The 23,806-nt window shown below is 45.4% G+C and carries 24 protein-coding genes and 1 riboswitch; of the genes, 4 read left to right on the top strand and 20 right to left on the bottom strand.

The window, feature by feature from the left end; translation table 11 throughout:
• Positions 1-314: 314 nt before the first annotated feature.
• The 5 genes from MHB37_RS08385 to metA all read right to left on the bottom strand — a co-directional run bounded on the left by MHB37_RS08385 (position 315) and on the right by metA (position 5,764).
• The gene (locus MHB37_RS08385) at positions 315-485 is read right to left on the bottom strand and encodes a toxin-antitoxin system HicB family antitoxin (protein ID WP_036684471.1); all 171 of its coding nucleotides are present in this window, start codon (positions 483-485) and stop codon (positions 315-317) included.
• Between the two features lie 11 nt (positions 486-496).
• Positions 497-1,339: an SPFH domain-containing protein gene (locus MHB37_RS08380; RefSeq protein ID WP_036684473.1), complete on the bottom strand. Its 843-nt coding sequence runs from the start codon at positions 1,337-1,339 to the stop codon at positions 497-499.
• 531 nt (positions 1,340-1,870) lie between these two features.
• The gene (gene mqnC / locus MHB37_RS08375) at positions 1,871-3,007 is read right to left on the bottom strand and encodes a cyclic dehypoxanthinyl futalosine synthase (RefSeq protein ID WP_076184682.1); all 1,137 of its coding nucleotides are present in this window, start codon (positions 3,005-3,007) and stop codon (positions 1,871-1,873) included.
• A gap of 627 nt (positions 3,008-3,634) precedes the next feature.
• Positions 3,635-4,807, bottom strand: a complete 1,173-nt coding sequence (locus MHB37_RS08370; RefSeq protein WP_339247454.1) for a PLP-dependent transferase — start codon at positions 4,805-4,807, stop codon at positions 3,635-3,637.
• Between the two features lie 36 nt (positions 4,808-4,843).
• The gene (gene metA, locus MHB37_RS08365; protein ID WP_076126410.1) at positions 4,844-5,764 is read right to left on the bottom strand and encodes a homoserine O-succinyltransferase; all 921 of its coding nucleotides are present in this window, start codon (positions 5,762-5,764) and stop codon (positions 4,844-4,846) included.
• Between the two features lie 115 nt (positions 5,765-5,879).
• Positions 5,880-6,009, bottom strand: a riboswitch (SAM riboswitch).
• 396 nt (positions 6,010-6,405) lie between these two features.
• Here metA and corA point away from each other — a divergent pair.
• The gene (gene corA / locus MHB37_RS08360) at positions 6,406-7,341 is read left to right on the top strand and encodes a magnesium/cobalt transporter CorA (protein WP_036684479.1); all 936 of its coding nucleotides are present in this window, start codon (positions 6,406-6,408) and stop codon (positions 7,339-7,341) included.
• Between the two features lie 86 nt (positions 7,342-7,427).
• On the opposite strand, the gene MHB37_RS08355 is transcribed toward corA, so the two are convergent.
• The 11 genes from MHB37_RS08355 to MHB37_RS08305 all read right to left on the bottom strand — a co-directional run bounded on the left by MHB37_RS08355 (position 7,428) and on the right by MHB37_RS08305 (position 16,025).
• On the bottom strand, positions 7,428-8,444 hold the full coding sequence (locus MHB37_RS08355) for an HRDC domain-containing protein (RefSeq protein WP_076279404.1): 1,017 nt from the start codon (positions 8,442-8,444) through the stop codon (positions 7,428-7,430).
• A 209-nt stretch (positions 8,445-8,653) separates the two neighbouring features.
• On the bottom strand, positions 8,654-9,535 hold the full coding sequence (locus tag MHB37_RS08350; RefSeq protein ID WP_051491338.1) for an ROK family protein: 882 nt from the start codon (positions 9,533-9,535) through the stop codon (positions 8,654-8,656).
• Between the two features lie 163 nt (positions 9,536-9,698).
• Positions 9,699-10,598 carry a 5'-3' exonuclease H3TH domain-containing protein gene (locus tag MHB37_RS08345; protein WP_076126491.1) on the bottom strand — a complete coding sequence of 300 codons (900 nt, stop codon included), beginning with the start codon at positions 10,596-10,598 and terminating at the stop codon, positions 9,699-9,701.
• A gap of 60 nt (positions 10,599-10,658) precedes the next feature.
• Positions 10,659-11,024: an arsenate reductase family protein gene (locus MHB37_RS08340; RefSeq protein WP_076126405.1), complete on the bottom strand. Its 366-nt coding sequence runs from the start codon at positions 11,022-11,024 to the stop codon at positions 10,659-10,661.
• Between the two features lie 193 nt (positions 11,025-11,217).
• Entirely contained in the window at positions 11,218-12,204 is a 987-nt protein-coding gene (locus MHB37_RS08335) for an RluA family pseudouridine synthase (protein ID WP_339247451.1), read from the bottom strand.
• A 1-nt stretch (position 12,205) separates the two neighbouring features.
• Positions 12,206-12,772, bottom strand: a complete 567-nt coding sequence (locus tag MHB37_RS08330) for a cob(I)yrinic acid a,c-diamide adenosyltransferase (protein ID WP_076126402.1) — start codon at positions 12,770-12,772, stop codon at positions 12,206-12,208.
• 171 nt (positions 12,773-12,943) lie between these two features.
• Positions 12,944-13,132 carry an aspartyl-phosphate phosphatase Spo0E family protein gene (locus MHB37_RS08325; RefSeq protein WP_232061510.1) on the bottom strand — a complete coding sequence of 63 codons (189 nt, stop codon included), beginning with the start codon at positions 13,130-13,132 and terminating at the stop codon, positions 12,944-12,946.
• Positions 13,133-13,383: 251 nt separating this feature from the next.
• Positions 13,384-14,604 (bottom strand): aminotransferase class I/II-fold pyridoxal phosphate-dependent enzyme, encoded by a 1,221-nt coding sequence (locus tag MHB37_RS08320; RefSeq protein ID WP_036683526.1) that lies wholly within the window; start codon positions 14,602-14,604, stop codon positions 13,384-13,386.
• 13 nt (positions 14,605-14,617) lie between these two features.
• The gene (locus tag MHB37_RS08315) at positions 14,618-15,118 is read right to left on the bottom strand and encodes an Lrp/AsnC family transcriptional regulator (protein ID WP_036683529.1); all 501 of its coding nucleotides are present in this window, start codon (positions 15,116-15,118) and stop codon (positions 14,618-14,620) included.
• A 259-nt stretch (positions 15,119-15,377) separates the two neighbouring features.
• A complete protein-coding gene (locus MHB37_RS08310) occupies positions 15,378-15,761 on the bottom strand; it encodes a spore coat protein (RefSeq protein WP_076126401.1) in 384 nt (127 codons plus the stop codon).
• 30 nt (positions 15,762-15,791) lie between these two features.
• Positions 15,792-16,025: a spore coat protein gene (locus tag MHB37_RS08305; protein WP_036683535.1), complete on the bottom strand. Its 234-nt coding sequence runs from the start codon at positions 16,023-16,025 to the stop codon at positions 15,792-15,794.
• 176 nt (positions 16,026-16,201) lie between these two features.
• On the opposite strand from MHB37_RS08305, the gene MHB37_RS08300 reads away from it, so the two are divergent.
• Complete coding sequence (locus tag MHB37_RS08300) at positions 16,202-17,452, top strand: FAD-dependent oxidoreductase (protein WP_339247446.1); 1,251 nt, start codon at positions 16,202-16,204, stop codon at positions 17,450-17,452.
• A 433-nt stretch (positions 17,453-17,885) separates the two neighbouring features.
• On the opposite strand, the gene MHB37_RS08295 is transcribed toward MHB37_RS08300, so the two are convergent.
• The 3 genes from MHB37_RS08295 to MHB37_RS08285 form a co-directional block, all read right to left on the bottom strand.
• Positions 17,886-18,428, bottom strand: coding sequence for a hypothetical protein (locus MHB37_RS08295; RefSeq protein ID WP_341144034.1), 543 nt, complete (start codon positions 18,426-18,428; stop codon positions 17,886-17,888).
• A 211-nt stretch (positions 18,429-18,639) separates the two neighbouring features.
• Positions 18,640-19,059 (bottom strand): DUF350 domain-containing protein, encoded by a 420-nt coding sequence (locus MHB37_RS08290; RefSeq protein ID WP_036683543.1) that lies wholly within the window; start codon positions 19,057-19,059, stop codon positions 18,640-18,642.
• 31 nt (positions 19,060-19,090) lie between these two features.
• Entirely contained in the window at positions 19,091-21,457 is a 2,367-nt protein-coding gene (locus tag MHB37_RS08285) for an endonuclease MutS2 (RefSeq protein ID WP_076126396.1), read from the bottom strand.
• 152 nt (positions 21,458-21,609) lie between these two features.
• Between MHB37_RS08285 and MHB37_RS08280 the strand changes: the two genes are divergently transcribed.
• Complete coding sequence (locus MHB37_RS08280) at positions 21,610-21,957, top strand: phage holin family protein (RefSeq protein WP_036683548.1); 348 nt, start codon at positions 21,610-21,612, stop codon at positions 21,955-21,957.
• A 70-nt stretch (positions 21,958-22,027) separates the two neighbouring features.
• Here MHB37_RS08280 and MHB37_RS08275 read toward each other — a convergent pair whose 3' ends face one another.
• Entirely contained in the window at positions 22,028-23,095 is a 1,068-nt protein-coding gene (locus MHB37_RS08275) for a GGDEF domain-containing protein (RefSeq protein ID WP_076126393.1), read from the bottom strand.
• 315 nt (positions 23,096-23,410) lie between these two features.
• Between MHB37_RS08275 and MHB37_RS08270 the strand changes: the two genes are divergently transcribed.
• Positions 23,411-23,764: a cupredoxin domain-containing protein gene (locus MHB37_RS08270; protein ID WP_256715140.1), complete on the top strand. Its 354-nt coding sequence runs from the start codon at positions 23,411-23,413 to the stop codon at positions 23,762-23,764.
• The last annotated feature ends 42 nt before the right edge of the window (positions 23,765-23,806 follow it).

Below are 23,806 nucleotides of genomic sequence, written 5' to 3'. Positions count from 1 at the left end.
TGGAGTAACGACCATGAACCGGCAGCTCTTACTATCCCATTGCAGGGAATTCAAAACCGCAGCTACAAAGGGGTAAATCGAAAGCAGGATGCCGGAGGAAATTTCAGCCTAAGTTTCCTCTCTCTGAACGGTCCAGAACAATCAACTCATATCTTCGTCAATGCTGTTAACGTGAATTATGGAGTAATTATAAATCTGTCCTCTCTGACAGTCAAGTCAGAAAAGGGTCCAAAATGATAGAAACACAGTCAGAAGACACACATAAGGACTGTTCTTGCAGCCAATACATGGATGCTGAAACAGCCCTTCTATGGTTATTCCTCTCGCCGTTTTTTTTCAGGTAAGCGGCCTGCACGCTTCAAAGACTCACGCAACAAGTATTCGATATGTCCGTTTACGCTGCGAAATTCCTCTCCCGCCCATCGTTCCAGCGCCTCATGTAAATCCGGATCAATCCGCAGTGGAAAGCTTTTCTTGGCCGCCATGATGCACCGCCTTAGTACAACGAGCCGGCGTTAATGACCGGACTCGCTCCGCGCTCCGACACGATCGCAACCATCAGATTATTAATCATCGCCGCTTTGCGTTCCTCATCAAGCTCAACCACGCCACTCTCTTTAAGCTGTTTAATCGCCATATCGACCATGCCCACGGCGCCTTCAACAATGATTTGACGAGCGGACAGAATTGCAGATGCTTGCTGACGTTGCAACATTGTACTGGCAATCTCTGTGGAATAAGCCAAGTGTGTGAGCCGCGCTTCAATGACCTCTACACCAGATATCGACAAACGTTCTTGCAGCTCGGTTGCCAATTCTTTAGCAATCTCATCTGCATTGGCCCGCAGGGACATGCCCGATTCATTGAAGTTATCATACGGGTATTTACTGGCCACATGACGCAGCGCTGTTTCACTTTGAATTTCCACAAACGCCATATATTTATCTACATCAAAAAGCGCTTTTGCAGAGTTAATTACCTTAAATACGATAACTGCAGCAATTTCAATCGGATTACCTTCCACATCATTAACCTTCAGCTTGACACTGTTAAAGTTACGTACGCGGAGGGAAACCGTCTTGCGCAAACTGAACGGAATGACTGCAAACAAGCCACTTGTCACGATAGTCCCTACATATTGCCCGAAAAAGGTAACTACAACCGACTTATTGGGCTGCACAACCGTAACACTTGTACATAATACCCCAGCTACAACGAACAGAATGACTGGCACTGCGACATACTCTTGAACCGCACCATAAATTCCCCCAGCTAAACAAACTGCAATTAAGGCGAGAACCCAAAATCCACTGACAGGACGAAGCGTTTTCTCTTTCATAAAAGCACCCCCACTAGATATTCTTTTGATATGATTATGATATCACTTTTGGATAATAATGTGAATGGGTAAAAAGAAATAAAAAAATATTTTTATGTTCACATTTATATAAAGCTTCGTTAAAAGGCGTACTCCACACCAACCCTCGTTTGTGTAGTTAACATTAGTTCATATTGTTCGTATACATCAGCTCTATCGGACACTGATGCTCTTATACGCCACATTTTCCGATTTTCCCTATGCTATCGGACCCCACAGTCGCTATTGCACTAAAAACCAGCCTATATGGGGCTCTTTTCAAGGAATAGCGTCGCTGGGGTCCGAACCCCGACTCAAGAAGCGCTGAATTTGCAATTAAGGTCCACTGGGTCCGTACGCCTAGCGGATGATATAACAAGCGAAGATTCAGATGTGTTCTGCAATAAGGCTTGCTAATGATCGTAATCCTAACCTTACAAAAAAAACGCTTGATGCTCAGTAATCCACTTAAGGATTAACAAGCATCAAGCGTTGATTAATAATTAATATATATTAGTTCTGCATTACAAAATCATTATCAATCTTCGCATTAGGATCATCGAACACCCGCAGAATATCATAACGTGTATTCCGCTGTGCTGGAACTTTGCCTGCTTCGCGAATCAGCTGAGTAATCGACTCGATGTTTACCTTGTAAGTCGCACCCGCAGAAGATACTACGTTCTCTTCAATCATTGTGCTGCCGAAATCGTTGCAGCCATATTGCAAGGAGAGCTTGCCGACCTCTGGCCCCATAGTGACCCAAGAAGATTGGAAGTTCTTAATATTATCCAACACAAGGCGGCTGATCGCTACCGTCTTCAGATATTCCTCAGGCGTTTGTCTGTCCAGCTTCAGGTTGGTATTGTCCGGCTGGAATGTCCATGAGATAAAGGCCAAGAAACCTTCAGAATCATATTTGTTGGCAATACACTCATCCTGAGCCTCACGTACACGTAGTAAGTGCAAAGCTCGTTCTTCCATACTTTCTCCAAGCCCAATCACCATTGTTGCTGTTGTATTCATACCCACTTTATGTGCTGTCTGCATTACATCCATCCACTCGCGCCACGAGCCTTTTAGCCGGCTGATTTTGCGGCGTGTACGGTCATCAAGAATTTCTGCGCCTCCGCCTGGCAAGGAATCCAGACCCGCAGCATGAATTTCACGAACCACTTGTTCCAACGGTAATCCTGATACTTCTTTCATCTTCATAATCTCCGCAGGAGAGAAGGAGTGCATTGTAATCTCAGGGAAACGTTGCTTAATTCCGCGCAGTATATCTGTATAGTAGCTAAATGGAAGGTTAGGATTAGTTCCACCTTGCATAAGAATTTCTGTACCATTAACAGCAATCGTTTCAGCAATTTTTTGATAAATCGTTTCATCTGGCAGCACATAGCCTTCATCCGAGCCTGGTCTGCGGTAAAAAGCACAAAAACGGCAGTACACATCACATACATTCGTATAGTTAATATTACGGCCAATTACAAATGTGGCTAACGGGTCCGGATGCCAGCGTTCCATAATAGTGTTTGCAGCAGCACCCATTTTCTCAATTTCGTTGCTCTCGAATAGTCGGATGGTATCTTCCAATTGGAGACGGTCACCCCGCAGGGCTTTATCCAAAATAAGATCTATCGTACTCATCGTTCGCATCCTCCTTTTAAACCCTTAGGGATATGGTAGATTCACAAAATCACAAGAAAAATAACGTTGTCGTCCTTTAGAGATAACAACCGTTTCTCGTAGTAACATAAGGATAAAGTATAGTATGTAACTTATACCTTATATTTTAATAAATGAACAGTTCATTTCCTCATCGTATCACAATCTGAACAGCTTGAAAAACTTTTTACTTTCTTAGCAAGATACCATCCAGCAGAAAGAGTCCTTACATTGCTGCCTGCACCCGGTGAATCAAAATTCCTTGAGGCTGCCGGACACAGATGACGTTATTAGTTAGTATTTAGCCTTTGGAGCATAGTTATGGACTCCAGCCACGCTATTCCTTGACAAGAGACTCATGAAGGCTGGTTTTTAGCGCAATAGCTGCTGTGGAGTCCGTTAACATTCCAAATGTGTAATAATGCTGTGTCTAAGGTCAGCTGTGTCCAATAGCAAAAAGTCCAAAAAGAAGAGCTATCCCAGCAGCCAATTCCCGGCTTATGAGACAGCTCTATTTCGTCCTGCGTCCAACACCAGCTCTAAATCAACGTTGAGATAGATCCTCGATATTTTCCAGCAATTCGGTGCCGATCTGGGTTGCCGTTACTTTTACTTCGTTTCGATTTCCGCCCGCGCAGCCTCCAAAGCATGACCAAGATCAGCAATTAGATCCTCCGCATGTTCAATGCCAACCGAGAAGCGCAGCAATCGATCATCTACACCCACCGCATTCCGAATTTCCACAGGAATATCGGCATGCGTCTGTACTGCAGGATAGGTCATTAGCGATTCAACCCCGCCGAGGCTCTCCGCGAAGGCAATAAGCCGGATATGACGAAGCAGAGGTTCTACGTATCTGGCATCTTTTAATTTGAAAGAAAAAATTCCGGTATTGCCCGAGGACTGGCGATTCTGGATTTCATATCCCGGATGATCCGGCAGGCCTGGATGGAACACTTCCGCAATCGCCGGATGCTCTTGTAGATAGCGGGCAATTGCTAGCGCATTGCTCTCGTGCCGTTCCATACGCAGGGCCAGTGTCTTCATGCCTCTCATCAGCTGATAACTGTCTGTTGGCCCAAGCACAGCGCCAATAGAGTTATGTAGAATCGCTATTTCAGAGGATAATTCAGCTCCTTTAGATACAATAAGACCAGCAAGTACATCATTGTGTCCGCCCAAATATTTGGTAGCACTATGGACTACAATGTCCGCACCTAATTCCAGAGGACGCTGGAAAAATGGAGTCAGCAGTGTATTGTCTACAATTGTGAGCAGCCCATGATGACGGGCCCAAGTAGCAACGGCTGCAATATCCGTAACCATCATCAAAGGATTCGTTGGCGTTTCAATAAATATCGCCTTCGTATTTGGAAGGCGTGAAGCCTCAAGCGCATCCAAATCATTCGTATCTACATAGGAAGCAGTGATTCCAAACTTGGACATAATTCGTTCCAACAAACGATAGGTCCCGCCGTAAAGATCCAGCGAAACGATCAAGTGATCGCCTTGCCCAAACAGGGTAAATATGGTTTGAATAGCTGCCATCCCAGAACTACAGGCAAAACCTGCATCACCAGACTCCAATTCCGCAGCCGCATTCTCCAGTACGGAACGGGTTGGACTTTTGGTACGGCTATAATCGAAACCTGTGCTCTGCCCAAGCTTCGGGTGACGGAATGCCGTAGCATTATAGATAGGAAAATTAATGGCTCCGGTAGCCGGATCTTCTTGTGAACCTATTTGTGCCAGTCTGCTTTCAATCCTAAGTTTGTCGTCCATGATAAATGCCTCCTAAATTGTAATGTAGCGCTGATCTTAATAAACAATCGGGTCGATATCGTAAGGTGTCTCTTGATATACATAGTAATTGAGCCAATTAGAGAATAATAAGTTGGCATGTGCACGCCACACTGCAGGAGGTGTTCGTTCTGGATCATCTTTAGGGAAATAGTGTTTCGGCAAGGCCATCTCCATGCCCCTCTCCAAATCACGATCATATTCCCATTTCAAGGATAATGGATCGTATTCGGAATGTCCGGTCACAAATATTTGTTTGCCGTCGGTCGTAGCTACTAGATACATACCAGCTTCTTCGGATTCCGCCAGAATCTGCAGATCTGGATTGCTCTCAATATCTTCGCGGGAGACATCGGTATGACGGGAATGCGGTACATGGAATACCTCGTCAAAGCCGCGCAGCAATTTAATGTTATTTTGGTTAATCGTATGGGAGAATACTCCAAAACATTTTTCAGGCAAAGCCACTTTACGAACACCAAAATGATGATACAACCCTGCCTGCGCCGCCCAACAGATATGCATGGTCGAGGTCACATTATCCTTGCTCCATTCAAAAATCTCTTTTAGCTCTTCCCAATAGGATACTTCCTCAAACTCCATTTGCTCTACGGGTGCTCCTGTAACAATAAGACCATCCAAACGGCGGTGGCTGATCTCGTCAAAAGTTTTGTAAAAGCTTCTCAAATGCTCAGCAGAAGTATTCTTAGAAGTATGTGAGCGTGGATGCAGCAAGGTAACGTCAACCTGTAGCGGTGAATTTCCTATTAAACGCAGCAATTGAGTCTCCGTCGTTTCTTTAGTCGGCATGAGATTCAGAATAGCAATCCTTAGTGGACGGATATCCTGATGGAAAGCCAAACTATCATCCATCACAAAAATATTTTCACCGGATAGTATTTCTTTTGCTGGTAAACTGTCGGGAATTTTAATTGGCATTGTCTTTCCACTCCTTAACTGTATTTAGGTTATGTTGTCACATCGCGGCTTTCTGAACAATAAAAAGACCTTTCTCGGAAAACGAGAAAGGTCATATCTACAGTCATATGCGCCTCTCTCATCTGCCAGAAACTTTTGGACGAGGGTTAGTCGTCAGCAAAGTTCCGCAAGAATTAGCACCGTGCGTTCACACGCCGGTTGCCGGGTTTCATAGGGCTAGTCCCTCCACCTGCTCTTGATAAGATTTAGCTGTATTCAATTAAATTTCTTTAAAATTTACTTTAAATCATGAACCTCCTTTTCGTCAAGTCCATACAATGCTGAAGTAGCCTCAAAGTAACAATAAATTTGCTTGAAAGAGGCATACTCCGTTGTTATACTAGACAAGTATTTCATACCTGAACGAAAAGAAGAGGTGAGAAGAAGAATGGAAGGCGACCCGAGCTCGCAATTAAGTGTACAGAATGAGCAACCACACAGGATAATCATCAGCTTGCCGGCGGCGGGAGCAGTTCTTCTTCATGCCCTCGAATCGTCATTCGGCCTCTTGTATTGATTGTAACGCCGGCCAAGCTGATTTTTTCTCTGTGCTTAATTAGCAGTCCCTGGTGAAGACCCGGGGATAGAAGGAGTGGAATCAGATGAAAATCCGGCTGGTGAATGCAGGGGTTTTTACACCTATTGATGAAATTGATGAAACATTGACACCCCCAACAGAAGGGTTCTATTGGATTGATGCAGATGTGGAGGATTTGGAGCTGCTTCAGCCCCTGTTCAACCTGCATGATCTCGCTGTTGAGGATTGCCTTAGTGAAGAGGATCAACGTCCAAAGATCGAAATATACGAAAGTCATTACTTTATTGTTGTAAACAGCATCCGCTTTGATGATGAGGAAATCTTCCTGCGGGCGCTCAATATATTCTTGGGCAGACATTATATTATTACTGTAACGAAACAAAAGATTCACGAGCTACGCGTCCTGAAGCCCATGTTATGGGAACAAGAGGTTAGCGAACCCGACCAATTCCTTTACCTGCTTATCGACCTTGTCGTAGATAATTATTTCTCCGTAGGTGACCGAATTGAAGCCCGGATTGAGAAGCTTGAAGAGGATATTCTAATGCATACCAAGAAATCTCATTTGAGTGAGATTATCGGTCTGCGAAGTGAGATCTTATGGTTAAAGAAGATGCTGGGACCACAGAAAGAGGTTATCAATACCCTGAATAAAAAAGACCTCCGTCTGATTGATGATCAGCTGCAGAAATACTTTAGCGACATTTATGAAAATGCAGTTAAAATATCCGAAACCTTTGAGACGTACCGCGATCTCATGGGCAACTTACGTGAGGCCTACCAATCCAGTATCGCCAACCGCGCCAATGAAATTATGAGAGTATTTACCGCGATTACAACGATATTCATGCCTTTGACCGTAATTACCGGAATCTATGGGATGAACTTTGATCATATGCCGGAATTGCATACGAAATACGGTTATTTTGCCGTTATAGGTCTAATGTTGACGTTAGGCTGTGGGATGCTGTATGTATTCCGCAAGAAAGAATGGCTATGAAAATAAACGGACGAATAGGCAAGACGAAGGCCCTTTAACCCTATGGTGTAAGGAAGCCTTCGTCTTTTTGATATGATAAAAAGCTACTAGAAACTGGTCGCCATGCCCACTTTAGTGGCTTGCTCCCGCCGGAAACGAATGCGGATCAGCCGCAGACGTTCATAATAGCTATCCAGCCCTTCTGCTGCTGAAAAATCCTCCCCATACACCTTATGCAGCACTGGCTTTAGAAAAAGATCTCCTACCTCTGCATAGGCATTCCATATCGCCTCCTGCTCATTCTGCGGCACATTTTTCAGTTCTACCTCGATCAGTTTCTCCACGCAATAACCTTCTCTTTCCAGCTCCTCTACCGCTTCAATCAGTTCGCGACGGTTCACTCCACTGTTCACCTTAAGCTGTTCTAACCCTAACCCATTCTCGATCCCTTGCAGCAGAATTCGCCGTAATCGCAGTCTTTCTAGCTGTTTCTTATATTTGACCTCTTTCTGTTTATAGAGCCAGGATACAAAAGAATCCTCCTCAATTTCTTGGTGTACCCAATTCAAAGGAAAGGAATGTTCCCTTGCAGCCGTAGAGGTTATAGCCAACCAATCCGTGCCATATTGGGCTACCTTTCCTTCCCCTACACCAGGGATCTGCAGCAGCTCCTCTGGTGTATGCGGCAAGAAAGTGCTTATCAAACGTAACAAACGATTGCTGGCAAGAATGTAAGGGGCTTTCCGTTCACTAGAAGCTCGGCTGCGGCGCCAAGCACATAACTCCTCATATATAGCTTCGTTCCCATTATATTCACTGTAATATTGCAGCCTTAGCTGCTCCTGATTACGCCCGGTAAGGCCGTCTTCTTCATGAAATACGCCATCAATCAACGGCCGATAGCCATCCCCCATCTTCACCGCCAGCTCATGCCTGTAAACACAAAGCATTTCATTCCATGAACCACCCGCGTACCACAAATGCTCCTGTGTTTCCTCACCTCCTGAAAAATCACGCCAGCCCAGGCTCCACACTCCTTCTTCCTCTCCAATCCATAGCTGAGCGAACACCTCTTGATCCACCCCAGATATTCTGGATAAGCGATTCATAAATACAATTTGCATATTCATCCCTGCCTTTCTAGTCTTCAGCAAGCACTATACCTACCGGTCTGAGCTACTTATTCGCTGATGTGAATCCCACACTGTCAGACTCGGAAAACGCAAAAAAGCACCACTCTCACGATAAACGTGAAAGAGGTGCTCCCTCATTAAATGCTATACTGTTAGATCCACAATACCATATATTTCCTAACAGTCAATATCTTTTTATACTAGTTCCTTGCCAAAGCTAAAGTTGCCAGTCCAATCGCACCTGCAAGTCCTGCATTATCTCCAAGCTGCGGTGGCACAACATAATTATCGATGTCGGTATTGAGCGCTGGATGCTGAACATAACCCTTCAGCAGCTCCTGCAGCTTGGTACGAATTAGCGGGAACAAGTGGCTTTGCTTCATGACACCACCGCCCATTACGATTTTTTCGGGAGACAGAATCAACACGTAATTCATAAGTGCATGTGCAAGATAATGAGCTTCCATATCCCAAGCTGGATGGTCAACAGGCAGCTCGCCTGCTGGTTGTCCCCAGCGTTTGCCAATCCCCGGACCTGCGGCTAACCCTTCAAGGCAATCGCCATGATAAGGGCAGTAGCCCTCAAACGTGTCCTCTGGATGTCTGCGAACAAGAATATGCCCCATCTCAGGATGAGACAATCCATGCACCATCTGACCTCCAACTACTGCTCCCGCTCCAATGCCTGTCCCAACCGTAATATAAAGGCAGCTGTCCAGACCTTTAGCCGCTCCCCATTTACTTTCCGCAAGCGCTGCACCATTCACATCCGTATCAAAACCGATCGGCACGTTAAATTGCTCAGCCATTGTACCTACCAAATTATATTGTCCCCAGTGAGGTTTTGGTGTCGTTGTTATGTAACCATAAGTAGGGCTGTCCAGCACGGGATCAATCGGTCCAAACGATCCAATACCAAAAGCTTCTACATTCTTCCCATTAAAATAGTCGATTACGAGTCCCATCGTTTCTTCCGGTGTTGTTGTCGGAAAGCTAACTCGGTCCAGAATGGTACCGTCCTCATAACCAATTCCGCATACAAACTTCGTTCCGCCTGCTTCAATCGCTCCCAATAACTTCATAGCAACTATCTCCCTTCTCCATTAAGCAATAATCCGCCATCCAGTTTGAAAATAAAAATTAATATAAAATAAAACAATCAACAGCCCTTATTATACGTTGGATGAAGCGCTATCACAATAATAAAACTCCCTTCATGCTTTTTTGCATGAAGGGAGACTATTCTTAACCCAGATCACCTAACTCAATCTGTACAATTCCCCGTTCGTCCTGCACCTCAGCGATCAAATGCATCAGGCTGCCAAATTCCAGTTCTTGAAATTTACGCGCGGCTGTTTCCCGTTGTAATTGCCATAAAGCTTCCGCCAGCTCACAGACCACAGGCACATCACAACGGATTTCAGCCAGCTCTCTTGATAGATGCAGCATATCAAGGTCGGCTTCAATTTTGGACCGTACACCTTTAGGGAGCAAGTGAAGATTCTCAATTACACCTTCAACTGTACCGTATTCCGTTAACAGCTTCAGCGCGGTTTTCTCACCAATCCCTTTTACACCAGGGTAATTATCACTTGTATCGCCCATAAAGCCCTTCAGGTCAATAACCTGTCTAGGGGTTAGACCTTTATCCTCAAGCAATTCTGCAAGGTCATAAACTTTATAGTTGGAGCGTCCTTTTTTCATAATGACGACCTTAACATTCTCATCAATAAGCTGCAGCATATCATGGTCACCCGTCAGAATGTAAACCTCAGAATTATCGCTGTAACAGGATGCTAGCGTACCAATGCAATCATCTGCTTCATAGCCGGCAAGACCGATGTTTGGCACACCTAGCTCAGCCACTACTTCTTTGACTAGATCAAATTGCGGAATTAATTCCAGCGGAGCTTCGATCCGGTTGGATTTGTATCCATCATATTTCTCGGTACGGAACGTTCCTTTACCCATATCCCAGCAGCATACGACATGAGAAGGCTCAAACGTACTTACTGCATCAAAAAAATACTGCAAAAATCCATATACCGCATTCGTCGGTAAACCTTCCTTTGTCTTGCGAATATATCCTCCATAAGAGGTCGCATAAAAGGCCCGGAACAGCAGAGCCATTCCATCTACAAGCATTACCCGGCCCGTTGTATCTGTTCTCACTTATAAACCTCTCCCTTGATCGTTGTATTGATATTAAACATTAGCCCAAGTATCGGCATATTGGTCTTCTTTGAATCCCACCGTAACTTTAACTCCATCCGTGACAATCGGACGTTTGATCAGCATCCCGTGGCTTGAGAGCAGCTCTAACTTCTCCTGTTCCGTAAGCTGGGGCAGCTTGTCCTTCAGACCTAATGATTTATATACTTCACCGCTTGTATTAAAAAACTTCTTCAGCTCAAGGCCGCTGTTCGCGAGCAGCTCACGCAGCTCGTCCACCGTAGGTGGCTGCTCTGCGATGTGCTGAAGCTCCAGCTCATGACCTTGTCCCTGCAACCATTTTACTGCGCTGCGGCAGGTGCTGCATTTGGGATATTGATATACTTTTAATTTGCTCATGCTGTGCTCCTTTAATAATCGGCTAATAATATCGTAACTATGGGGAATGTTTGGACTTTCGGCCGCTGTTGTCTACAGATTTCTTCAATTTTACCGTTAAACACGTTTGAAATCCGCAGACAAAGGCGGTCGCTATCGCTCCTACAGTTCCAATCCTCCCCTTCGCCACTCCATCGCCTGAATCATAATTTTATCACAAATTCACTGTCGGACCTTGCTCCAATATTTTCTCCAAGGCTGCCATGTCAGGTGGCAACGGGGCTTCGAAAATCATTTCTTGCAGAAGCACAGGGTGCTTGAACGTCAGACGGACTGCGTGCAGCGCCTGACGCGGTATGGAAGCATCGAGTGCTGCAACGGTCTCCAATTGCTCGCTTTGAGTTGAAGTCAATTCTGGTAGATTGTACAGCTCATGACGGTACATGCTGTCCCCAATCAGCGGACAGCCGATTGAGGTCATATGGACCCGAATCTGATGCGTACGCCCACTCTCCAGCTTTAGTTCAACTCTAGAGCCAGCTGAATACACCTGCTTAACCTCATATCGGGTTAGGGAAGGATATCCATCCGGTGTCACGATACGCCGATGTGGCTCCTCAGGATCACGATCGATAGGGCCGTCGATATCGCCGGATAACTCCGCAGGAACCCCGTGAACAAATGCAGCGTAACGCTTATCCACAGTACCGGCGATCATCTGCTCGGAAATATGCTGATGGCTGTAAGGATTTTTGGCGATCACTAACACACCGGAGGTCTCCTGATCCAGACGATGAACAGGCCGGAAACGAAAGCGTTCATTCTTCTGTGCCCAATAATAAACCACGCCATTGGCAAGCGTGTCGGTGTAATGTCCATGGGTGGGATGAACTATAATTCCCGCTGCCTTGTTAACCACTAGCAGATGTTCATCTTCAAATAAAATCTCAAATGGAATCGGCTGCGGCAAAATATCATCCGAAGTCTCCGTTTCCATGCGAATCTGCACGGTATCTCCTGCCTTTACATGCACACTAATGTATACACGTTCACCGTTTAATGTAATGCCTTGCTCCGTCTGCTTCAGGCGAGAGAGCAGCTTGCGTGAGACATCCATCCGTTTGTGCAGGATGGTCTTCAGCAGGAAGTCATCCTCTTCAGGCGGTATGATATAAGTAATGGGTGAATAATAGCTTGTCATATTAGTCTCGGAACACCTTTTTACTGCGGATGTATTCTACATCAGTAATCCCTGACCGTGTATTAGCCGTTCTAGCCAAAGCGAAAAAATAATCCGACAACCGATTGAGATAAATCACCGCTTCTGGGTTAATGTCCGCAGTTCGCCCTAAGGTAACCGCCCGGCGTTCTGCACGACGGCAAACCGTGCGGCATACATGTAGAACCGAAGCCAGCTGACTACCTCCTGGCAGGATAAATTTCTCAAGTGGCGGATTCTCCTCTTGTAGAGTATCTATCCAGCCTTCCAGCCGCTGAGCCATCTCACTTGTCACCATATATTGACCACCATCAGCAAGTCTAACAAATGCTAAATCCGTGCCGCAATCAAACAGCTCATGCTGTATTTCGAGCAATTGCTCGCGGACATCGTCGAAATTATCACTTTCCATCAGGCTTCGTGCTTGCCCTACAAAACAATTCAGCTCATCGATCGTTCCGTAGGCCTCGACGCGGACATCATCCTTGCCGACCCGGCCGCCAATCACTGAGGTCTGACCTGCATCACCCGTACGTGTATAAATCGCCATGGTTTAAGCCTCCTATCCATTCTTAAAAAACATATACTGATAGTTTAAGCTTTCTGCTATAAGGAAGGCAATAAAGATAGCAAATTAAGAGTATACACAAAAACACCATCATTAGTAAGAGTGCACAACAAAAAGAGGACCCTAGGGTCCTCTCAAGAGCATTCAGCAGCACTATTTTCCAGCTGGACGCCCCTTCATGTACTCATTTATTTTGAGGTCCAATAAACTGCTAATTTCAATCACATTATCCGAAGTGAATGATTTTTCCTGCAGGAAAAGCTGCTCCATCTTGCTGCGGAGTATTCTAATTTCATCTTCCAGAGAGAGTATGCGAGCAGAAGCATCACCCTTGGGGGGTATTTTCCCATTTCCAGAGAAACATTTCCCACCATAGGAAGGTAAGTAATAATCGGCGCTAAGCACAATCATCCCTCCCAAAAGTATTATTGAGCGCGTGCTGCAAAAGAGCATAAAAGTTAAATAAAGCAACTTCAAAGCAACGCCTTAGTTCCAGAGTAAATGAATCCTTTTAAGTTCTATTATAGGGGCTAATTACTCTCAAAGTAAAATAATACCATAGGATTGTATGATCGGCTATAGTTCAATTTTCACTAATCCGTTCTCTCACGTGTAAGCTTTGTGACAAAAGCACCAATGCGTTCTACTGCTTCGTTCAGTTGGGATACTGATGTGGCGTAGGAACAGCGTAAGTAACCTTCTCCACCTAATCCAAAGACACTTCCTGGCACAGCTGCAACCTTGTATTCAAGCAAAAGCCGCTGAGCAAATTGATCAGAAGTCAGCCCTGTCTTGCGCACGCTTGGAAAAGCGTAGAAGGCGCCCTGCGGCTCATGGCACTCCAGCCCCGCATCGCGTAGGCCCTTGACGATCAACCTCCGCCGTTGGTTATAGGAATCCACCATCCGGTCCTTCTCTTCCATCCCATTGGTCAGCGCTTCAAGTGCAGCCACCTGTCCCATAGAAGGAGCACACATCACAGTATACTGATGAATCTTAAGCATTGCAGCGATAAGATCCGGGTGACCACAAGCATACCCCATCCGCCATCCGGTCATTGCAAAAGCTTTGGAGAAGCCGCTAACCAGAATCGTACGGTCTATCATGCCTGGTAAAGAGGCAAAGCTGACGTGATTAATGCCATAAGACAACTCTGCATAAATCTCATCTGAAATCACTATAAGATCATGTTTCTCTACTACCTTAGCAATCGGCTCCCAATCTTCTCGGGTCATTACACTTCCCGTAGGGTTACTTGGGTAACATAAAATCAGAACCTTGGAGCGCGGAGTGATTTTGGCTTCCAAGCTTTCTGCAGTAAGTTTAAAGTTATTCTCACCAACCGTTTCAATACCTACAGGTATCCCTCCACCAATCGCGGTAATCGGCGAATAAGAGATGTAACAAGGCTCCGGAATCAGAATTTCATCCCCCGGTGAAATCAGCGCACGTAGTGCCAAATCGATGGCCTCGCTTCCGCCAACGGTTGCTATAATTTGATTGGCAGGATCATATTCCACAGCAAAACGGCTGTGTAAGTAATTCGCGATCCCTTCCCGCAGTTCAGGCATCCCTGCATTGGATGTATACCCTGTAAACCCTCTTTCCAGCGAATAGACGCAAGCCTCTCTGACATGCCAGGGGGTCTTGAAGTCAGGCTCTCCAACTCCCAAAGAGATGATATCCTTACTGCCTGCAGCCAGATCAAAAAACTTGCGGATACCCGAAGGTTGAATTTGCTGTACCAACGGGGCCAAATAAGAATCCATTGATTTGCTGTCTTCTCCAGTTAGCTGCGATTTATTCGTGATCATATGATTACTTCCTTTATGGAGAGATCATCAGACGGTTGTCTTCCTCATGCTCTTCGAAGATGATCCCGTCCTGTTTGTATTTTTTAAGGGTAAAATTCGTTTTGGTTGAAAGTACTGAATCAATTGGAGACAGCTTCTCAGATACAAAATTGGCCACTTCACGTAAATTCCGGCCTTCCACTTCCACCAGAAGATCATAAGCACCAGACATCAGATAAACTGATTTGACCTGTGGATACAGGTAGATTCGCTCGGCAATCCCTTCAAAACCACGCCCTCGTTCAGGCGTAATCTGCACCTCAATCAGTGCGGTTACCTTCTCATCGTCCACTTTATCCCAGTTTACAACGGCGGCATATTTTACAATGACATGATCTTTCTCCAACTGCTCAATCGCAGTCTTCACATCTTCTTCTTCCGCGCCAAGCAGCGTTGCTAAGAGTGCAGTAGATCTTCTCGCGTCTTCCTTAAGCAGTTCCAGCACTTTCCTCTTAAGCTCGTTCATTTCCTTCATGCCTTCCCTCCGGATAGTTCGCCAATGACGGTACGCTATTAATGCGTCGCCCCGCGAAAAGAGTTTAATACTAATATGACATGAAATGTGCATCTCTGCAAACAAAATAACCCCATAGGAGCTTCCATGAAAGGCAGAGTTTACATAGAACATACACAAAAAAATAGAAAAAACGCCCGTTCTACCGGATTTAACCAGTAAAAACGGGCGTTATCTCCACACACATGAAGCGATTTGCTTCATTCGCCAACCATCATGGTTACATTAAATGAGAAGGCTGATGTTGTCCGTTAGCCGGGATATGAGCATTCTGAGCGTATGCGCCAAATTGCCCGGTTTTTTGTTGAACAAATTGCCCGGTTTGCTGTTGCATTTGCTGTGCGGTTTGAAGCTGCTTGTCCACATCTTGGCGCAATGCTTTTGCAGGTGCAGGATACATATTCAGTTGAGACATATGCGTGTATAAATCACCTTGGAGTTGCAAAGTGTCCATGGTCATAGTGTTAAAAACCCTACGAACGGCTGGACATGCTGATTCTGTAGCAGCTGTAGCATATTCGCGTACGGTCCGCTTCAAATCACACAAAATGGTGTTTAGTAAATCCTCATCCGGCATAAATGCCCCAGTATTTTGCGCGTTCATTAAATAACCTCCTTAGAATTAATATTGCAATTATTGTGGGCTTGTTGGCGCGTATTGTTGATGTTGTTGGATTAACTGAGTGAGCTCAGTCATGTGTTTGGTGTGATTTTGCATATGCTGCATACAAATTTGGCGAACTTGTTGATTCTGTGTTGTCGCAGCCGTTGCTGCACATTGCTTGAGAAGCAAGTCCTCATTAGAGATGGAGTCAGCGATATATTCCAATTCCTTACCACTTAGCGCTTGCATTTGCGTTGATTGCATTTGTTGTAGTCCCTCCTTGTAGTTGATTCATACAGGCTTTAGTATGCCGCCTATGCCCGCGATTTATTTGCCGAAAGGTACTAGAGAGTTATGACAGAAATAAGAACATACCGCGAATGAGACGATAAAATGCCGCCAATACTAAATCACGGCACGAATGAAGGAGCGAACAATTCATGAATTTAAATAGTGGAAATACACCTTGGTCAAGCACTTTACAGAACCCTCCAACTTACCCCTCTCTAGAAGGTACTATTCATTGTGATTGCCTGGTTGTAGGCGCCGGAATGGGTGGGGCAATGGCCGCCTATCGCTTGTCCTTAAGTGGAGCGGATGCTGTTCTGATCGAAAAAAGACGGGTCGGGAGTGGCAGCTCACATGCTAACACTGGACTTTTGCAGATTTCCAACGATAAATCATTAACCTCATGTATGAACACCTTTGGGCAAAAGAACGGTTTGCTCTTTTATCAGTTATGCCAGGCTGGGGTAAGGAACATTCTGGACCTGCCGGACAAGCTCGATATCGATCCGCAGATCATTCCTCGCAGCAGTCTTTTGTATGCCAGCACTCCTGCGGATGTACCTGCATTGCGGGAAGAATATGAGAATCTCGTGGCTAATGGCTTCGATTCTGAATTTTGGGAAGAGGATAAGATTGCAGCTCTGTACTCTTTTTCAAAACCAGCAGGACTTTATTCACGTGGGGATGCCGAAGCGAATCCTTATCGAACGGTGCACAGCCTAATCGCCAAGGCAGCGTCGAATGGCGTCCGCGTCTTTGAACAGAGCGAAGCGAAACATTATGAGTTTACTGAGGATGGCGTGATTTGCCACACAGAAAATGGCCGGATTATTGCCAAGGATGTTATTTTTGCAATGGGTTATGAAACACAGGAATTCAAAAAAGACCGGGGCGCTGAGCTGATCAACACGTATGCAGTGATGACCAAACCTCTAAAGGAGTTTCCAAAGTGGCATGACCGTAGCCTGCTGTGGGAGACAGCCCGCCCTTATTTATATTTTCGGACAACCCCTGAAGGCAGGATTATTGCGGGAGGTAAGGATGAGCAGCTGACAGACCCCGAACGTCGTGAGGTCCGGGTGATTTCTCAAGGTCAAAAATTGCTCGAAGAGCTTGAAGCCTTATTTCCAGAAATTAAAGGCATTGAGCTGGAGTACTCTTGGGGTGCTGTGTTCGGTTCTACTCGTGATGGGCTTCCATATATCGGCCCACATCCAAAGTTCCCTCACTGTTACTTCATCGAGGGCTACGGAGGCAATGGGACGGTGTACAGTATGATCGCTGCGGAGTTGTTAACGGATACGATTGCCGGCAAACATCGGCCTGAGTTAGATTTATTCTCACTCACCCGGTCAGCCAAACCCTCTCCTTCTAAGAGTTTGGACGTGATGAAACAAAGCTGATTTTTGTAGAAAATAAAAACGGGGCTGGCCCTCCCAGCCGCTTCACTGCTTTTTGGACAACCCCGCTTTTTATTTTCCCTGCTTCAATCATAAATCCATCAGCCCATGGAGCTTACGGACTCAGTTGACGTTATTTACATGTTTTTAGCCTTTAAAGCAAGGTTTCGGACTCCAGTGATGCTATCCTTGGAAAGAGGCCCATATATAGGCGTTTTTCAGGCCAATAGCTGCACTAGAGTCCGATAGCATTCCAAATATCGGATAATGGTGCGATTAAGGTCGGTTGTGTCCGTTAGCGGGTTAATAAGCGCATCCGACAGTGATTTCATATACACACGCTTTCGACAACGGTCAAGTAAGGTCCAAAAAAAAGAAGGGGCGCCCCCAGCAGCTATTAGCTTACGGGACCGCCCCTTTTTTTATATACTTATTCTTACGCCTGAGCGTTGCTCAAATTGCGTACGAGCTGAATCCGATCTTCCTGCGCCAGACTGTGCTGAACATGGAAGCAGGAAGGACATACGTAAACATTGAGTGAGAATGGAGCGGTTAATACCGACTTACCTAATGTAGCTGGAGCAGACGGCTCAAAGCTGCTCACAGGCTGCTTACCCGCAAGGATAGTGAGCTCATGACATTGAGTACATTCCGGAGCTTCCTCCTGAATGGCTAGAATAGCTGAGACACTCTCTTCGTACTTGTTCAAGTCATAATCATCGCCGAATTGATTAAGCGTATTATAGATTGGAACTACGCTGTCTTTATCAGGCTCTCCCCAAAGATCATCGTCATTAACAACCTCTTGTTTGGGTTCCTCTACGACTTCCTCTACTTCTTCTTCGATGCCGTCAATCCCAACAGTGACCGTACGGTATCCGCTAAGCTCATTGTTACAGTGAGGACAATTCTCCTCAGGTCCAAATTCCTCGTCCCATACAATTTCAGTATGACACCAAGGGCATACAGTTGTTTCCATCTTTATAATCTCCTTCATACTTTCACTTTAAATTTAATTCATCATTAAATAAATAATACCGGCTGCTATAAAAGCAATCGCTGACAGAAACAGAACTCGGGTGAGAATCTTCATGATTTCCTCCTAAGATACCCCACAAAGAGTGGGACTGCTCAATTCAAAGCTTGTCCAGATCCATAATCCTTTGCAGGGTGTCCTTATAAGGACGAATTTAAAAAATAGCCGCACCTATTACATAAGACAACGATACCGAGATCAGCATGGCAATAAGTCCAACAGCACGGTTATCCGCAGCGATCTCCTCGTCAATAGAGAATACAGGGGTCAGAAATTCAAATAAAAAATAGGCAAGCAGCAGCAGCAAAAAACCGACGACGGACCACTTCATTGTCTCGTAAATTGAAACACCAGCTTCAATACTGAAACGCAGTACGTTGCAAATTCCGAAGATTTTGCCGCCTGTCGCCATTGCCACTGCCAGGTTTCCCTTACGTATTTCTTCCCAGCAATTATATTTCGTTACCATTTCAAAAAAAGACAGAAATACAACCAGCCCAAGAATCGCCACTGCAAAGTAGCCAAGCAAGGCACCTAGCGGATGACCCAGCAAAAGATCAATATCTTCTTGCACGCTTTCCCCTTCTTTCTGCCGGGAAATCCCGCTATTGCAGCTCAGCCACAGTTACGCCCGCGCCGCCTTCGTTATAATTCCCGAGCCGATAACTCTTCACATGCTTGTGCTTACGCAAATATTCCTGAATTCCTGTGCGCAGCACACCCGTTCCTTTACCATGAATGATGGCGATCTGGCCCAGATTACCTAAAAAGGCTTCATCGATAAAACGATCTGTCTCCATGATAGCTTCCTCCAGGTTAGTCCCGCGCAAATCCAGTTCACTGCGAATGTTCTCATCACGGGAACGTTTGACGGTTGTCGCATGGCGAAGGGCCGTTGGCGCAGCTGTTGCCTTCGAGGAGAGCAATTCCAAATCATCCAGCCTTACCTTCATCTTCATAATGCCAAACTGCACCAGCGCCTCTTTAGTACCGCTTAGCTCCACCACAAAGCCCTTTTGGTTCAAGCTGTCGACTTTCACTTCATCTCCAGGACCAATTGTACGTGGAGCTTTGGTAGTCTTGCGGGTAACAGCCTTCTTGCGCGGTGATGGCTCAGCTTCATCCAGACGTCGCCGCGCTTCAATCAGCTTATGCTCTTTAACTGAAGCTCCTTCTTCCATAGCCAAGCGGCGCAAATCACTGATAATTTCCTCAGCTTCCTTACGCGCTTTGTCCAGGATCGCGCTGGCGTCCTTCTCAGCCTTCTCGAGGCGTTTCTCACGCTGGCTTTCCAGCTTCTCAAGCTCTTGCTGTTGTCTGCTGCGCAGCTCCTCCACTTCGCGGCGGATGCCCTCTGCACGTTCATGCTCCTGTTCCGCTCCCAGCCGATTCTCTTCGAGAGAAGCAATCATATGCTCCACGCGCAGATCTTCTTCCTTCACTTCGCCGCGGGCATGTTCCAGAATCGCATGAGGCAGGCCTAGACGCTCGGCAATCGCAAAGGCGTTGCTTCGTCCGGGTACGCCGATCAACAAGCGATAGGTTGGGCTAAGGGTCTGGACATCAAATTCCATACTGGCATTGATGACTCCCTTACGCTCATAAGCGTATGCTTTCAGTTCGCTATAATGTGTTGTTGCGACCATACGGCATTCGATCCGGTGAATATGCTCCAGAATGGCAATTGCCAGCGCAGAGCCTTCTGCCGGGTCGGTTCCAGCCCCCACCTCATCAAGCAGAATAAGGCTCTTAGGAGTCATTCTACGCAGAATGGAGATAATATTAGTCATATGACTAGAGAAGGTACTCAGACTTTGTTCAATGCTCTGTTCATCGCCAATATCAGCATAAATGGCATCAAACACACACATCTGGCTGCCTTCCTCTGCTGGAATAAACAAGCCGGACATCGACATTAAGCTCAACAAGCCGATGGTTTTGAGGGTAACGGTCTTACCACCGGTATTCGGTCCGGTTACGATAATTGAGCTGTATTGATTGCCCAGCTCCACGTCCAAAGGAACCACATGCTCCGCTGGAATAAGCGGATGCCGCCCTTTGCGCAGCTTAAGATAACCGCGGTCATTCATACGCGGCTGAGTAGCCTTCATATCACGAGCAAGACGCGCCTTGGAGAAGATGAAGTCCAGTTCTCCCAGAATATCAATATCGTAGGTCATTTCTTCCGCAATGTCGGCTACAAGTGCCGTCAGCCTGTGTAAAATGATCTCGATTTCCCGTTCCTCACGCAGCCGTGTTTCACGGAGTTTATTATTCATCGCCACAATAGACTCTGGCTCGATAAATAAAGTCGCTCCTGATCCAGACTGATCATGTACGATACCACCGAAATGGGCACGGTACTCCGCTTTTACAGGAATAACAAACCGATCACCACGAATGGTCACCAGCTGATCCTGCAGCATTTTCGCTACAGAAGACGAACGAATCATCGAATCCAGCTTCTCACGAATTCTGGTCTCTCCTCCGCGCAATTCACGGCGAATGTTAGCCAGCTCAGAACTAGCTGTATCAAGTACATCAGCATTCTCGTCTATACATAAACGGATGGCATCTTCCACATGTTTTTGCTCCGATAAAACGTCGCTCAGTGAGAACAGGAGCTCAATCTTTTCTTCCTCATGCATAGCTGCCAGGAAACGTTTGACTCTGCGTGCGCCGCCAATGGTATTTCCAACGGCCAGCAGCTCAGTTGTTCCCAGCATTCCGCCGATAGAAGCACGTTTTAGTGCAGCTCGAATATCGCTTACCCCGCCGAACGAAGGAATGCCCTTCAGGCGATCCACATTAGCCGCTTCATCCGTGGCTTGAAGCAGCTTCTTCACACCTTCGAAATCGCCGGAGGGCCTTAGCTGCTCCGCAGCCAATCTTCCCATGGGGGTTTGCGTATATTGCATTAATTTATTTAAAATCTTGCGATATTCAAGCGTATGCAAAATTTTGTCGTCCAATTACAGTCACAGCTCCCTTCATAGATGTTTCCATTATACAGAATTCAGGTCAATTTCGCTATTTGGGTCTTATTTTTAAGCATAGAATCACGTAATAAGGTCACAATAAGAACTGCACATATCCTTAGCATGGGCCAAAGGAGGTTAGTACAGTGAATTTCTTAAGTCATGTTGGTCGTTTTGTGGTCGCAGCGCTTGTTCTGATGGTTGTGGGCTGGATTGTTCCACAGTTCACGGTTGGTGGGTTCTGGAGCGCTCTAATCCTTGCACTGGTGATTGCGCTACTCGGCTGGGTAGTCGAAGGAATCTTCGGCAAAAAAGCAACGCCTTTCGGTCGTGGTATCGTCGGCTTTATTGTCAGTGCGGTAGTAATCTGGGTCGCTCAATTCGTAGTCAGCGGAGTCAGCGTATCCATTCTGGGTGCCATCTTAGCAGCTCTTGTCATTGGGATTATCGACCTGTTTCTGCCGGTATCCACTCCATTTGAGGCCGCTAAGTAACAAAAGCTCTTCACAACACAGAACCCCCTATTCCGGTTCTTCTCCGGCAATAAGGGGTTCTGTGTTGTTTTTATGCAAAAGACACAATCTCCTCTTTATGACTCTCCGCACAGTTGACCACTCTGTTCTTGCCTTGCTTTTTAGCGGTATAGAGCGCTTTGTCTGTTTTACGAAAGAGAAGCTCTTTCCCATCCCCAAGCTGATAATCACAAATTCCAATGCTCACGGTGATCGGCTTGTTACCAGCCTGCAAATGTTCAATTTGAGCAATATTTTTCCGTAATTTCTCTACTGCTTCATAGGACTCCGAGAAACTTTTATCTGTAAAAATCACAGCGAACTCTTCCCCGCCATATCTAGCCGCAAAATCATTTAACTCAATCATGCCGCCTACCTTGTCCGCTATCACCTTAAGTACAAGGTCTCCAACCCTGTGTCCGTAGGTATCATTCACTTGCTTGAAGTTATCAATATCGAAAAGAGCCAGCTGTAGCTGAAGGTTGTTGCTTTCACATTGCTCCAATAATGAATCCAAATATTCATGAAAGGTTTTATGATTATAGAGTCCAGTGAGTGCGTCTATCTTCAGCAGCTTATCCGAAATAGCCCTCTCCACCATTAGATCTTGGCCCGCCTTGGTTAATCTTTCTAAATTAATACGCGCTTCACGAGCACGAATAATTACTGCAATAGCCATCAGCACAAATACCAAAAATACACACTCTACCATCAAGAATTCAAGCAGCGGTTTATGTAGGAATGGCCGTTCCAACCCAAAATATACCCCGGCATAAAACACAATACTAAATAACCCCATTATGTACAGGAGCTTACGATCAAAATAAATAAGAGCAACCATAATCGGCATCATAAGTGTCATCTGAGCACCGTCAACAAAAGGCTCTAATACAAAATACATAAGATAGGACACTAAAAACCCGCAGCTAACCACCCCATATTTAGGGGACTGTTTACTATAACGCAGCCACAGCTCCGCAGTAATCATAAGGAACACAATTAGTAAATTACAGGCTATAAATAAATGCCATAGATTCGTATCCATGGTTGTTTTTATTTGGAGTCGGTCAATATTCGACAAAAACAGCAACTGTGAGATTAATAAAAGAATGACTACCATCCAATAGCCTTGTAAGATTCTACGGTGCCAAACCTCCGTACTTAGCGCATCATTAATACTTGTAATATGTATCCCCTACTTTTATACGTTAATGTAATAGCTTTCATTATAATAAATTTTAGTTATATTTTCATCATTTTTTTGCAATTTACGACAAAGTTTGAACAGTCTGCCTGTTCACATATTTTTCACATTTAATCAAAGCGCTTACTTAAATTTTAAGTTATGATGTCTACATAATTGTCACATTTTCACTATGCTTGGACTTCTTGGGAGGGGATTTAGATTATTAAAAAATTTGCAATTCTACTTTCAATGGTGTTCGTTATAGCACTTACAGCCTGTGGGAACAACAATGATAGTGCTGCTGGCAATGCTAACACATCGGAGCCGGAAATCGAGGCAGAAACAGAACTCATAATCACAGCTACAAATTACAGCTTTGATCAGGAAGAATATCATCTAAAAAAGGGTGTTCCCGTCAAAATCATTTTTAAAAATGATGACGGTAATCACGGTATCCTTATTCCAGAGTTCGAGCTGCAGCTTAATGAAAAAAAATCCTCAAAGGTGATCGTACCCGAGGAAGCTGGAACTTTCGAAATGACCTGCTCCATTATGTGTGGCTCCGGACATAGCGGAATGAGAGCTACAATCATCGTGGAATAGATTACACATAAACAGCCGATTATTAGGGATTCCCCCTGAGAT

The organism is Paenibacillus sp. FSL H3-0286, from assembly GCF_045040705.1.
Lineage (GTDB): Bacteria > Bacillota > Bacilli > Paenibacillales > Paenibacillaceae > Paenibacillus_AQ > Paenibacillus_AQ odorifer.
This window is presented reverse-complemented; position numbering and strand designations above follow the sequence as displayed.

Coding starts and splice junctions, on each gene's coding strand:
- MHB37_RS08385 (WP_036684471.1), bottom strand. CDS start 485: ATGGCGGCCAAGAAAAGCTTTCCACTGCGGATTGATCCGGATTTACAT.
- MHB37_RS08380 (WP_036684473.1), bottom strand. CDS start 1,339: ATGAAAGAGAAAACGCTTCGTCCTGTCAGTGGATTTTGGGTTCTCGCC.
- mqnC (WP_076184682.1), bottom strand. CDS start 3,007: ATGAGTACGATAGATCTTATTTTGGATAAAGCCCTGCGGGGTGACCGT.
- MHB37_RS08370 (WP_339247454.1), bottom strand. CDS start 4,807: ATGGACGACAAACTTAGGATTGAAAGCAGACTGGCACAAATAGGTTCA.
- metA (WP_076126410.1), bottom strand. CDS start 5,764: ATGCCAATTAAAATTCCCGACAGTTTACCAGCAAAAGAAATACTATCC.
- corA (WP_036684479.1), top strand. CDS start 6,406: ATGAAAATCCGGCTGGTGAATGCAGGGGTTTTTACACCTATTGATGAA.
- MHB37_RS08355 (WP_076279404.1), bottom strand. CDS start 8,444: ATGCAAATTGTATTTATGAATCGCTTATCCAGAATATCTGGGGTGGAT.
- MHB37_RS08350 (WP_051491338.1), bottom strand. CDS start 9,535: ATGAAGTTATTGGGAGCGATTGAAGCAGGCGGAACGAAGTTTGTATGC.
- MHB37_RS08345 (WP_076126491.1), bottom strand. CDS start 10,598: ATGCTTGTAGATGGAATGGCTCTGCTGTTCCGGGCCTTTTATGCGACC.
- MHB37_RS08340 (WP_076126405.1), bottom strand. CDS start 11,024: ATGAGCAAATTAAAAGTATATCAATATCCCAAATGCAGCACCTGCCGC.
- MHB37_RS08335 (WP_339247451.1), bottom strand. CDS start 12,204: ATGACAAGCTATTATTCACCCATTACTTATATCATACCGCCTGAAGAG.
- MHB37_RS08330 (WP_076126402.1), bottom strand. CDS start 12,772: ATGGCGATTTATACACGTACGGGTGATGCAGGTCAGACCTCAGTGATT.
- MHB37_RS08320 (WP_036683526.1), bottom strand. CDS start 14,604: ATGATCACGAATAAATCGCAGCTAACTGGAGAAGACAGCAAATCAATG.
- MHB37_RS08315 (WP_036683529.1), bottom strand. CDS start 15,118: ATGAAGGAAATGAACGAGCTTAAGAGGAAAGTGCTGGAACTGCTTAAG.
- MHB37_RS08310 (WP_076126401.1), bottom strand. CDS start 15,761: ATGAACGCGCAAAATACTGGGGCATTTATGCCGGATGAGGATTTACTA.
- MHB37_RS08305 (WP_036683535.1), bottom strand. CDS start 16,025: ATGCAATCAACGCAAATGCAAGCGCTAAGTGGTAAGGAATTGGAATAT.
- MHB37_RS08300 (WP_339247446.1), top strand. CDS start 16,202: ATGAATTTAAATAGTGGAAATACACCTTGGTCAAGCACTTTACAGAAC.
- MHB37_RS08295 (WP_341144034.1), bottom strand. CDS start 18,428: ATGGAAACAACTGTATGCCCTTGGTGTCATACTGAAATTGTATGGGAC.
- MHB37_RS08275 (WP_076126393.1), bottom strand. CDS start 23,095: ATGGTAGTCATTCTTTTATTAATCTCACAGTTGCTGTTTTTGTCGAAT.
- MHB37_RS08270 (WP_256715140.1), top strand. CDS start 23,411: ATGGTGTTCGTTATAGCACTTACAGCCTGTGGGAACAACAATGATAGT.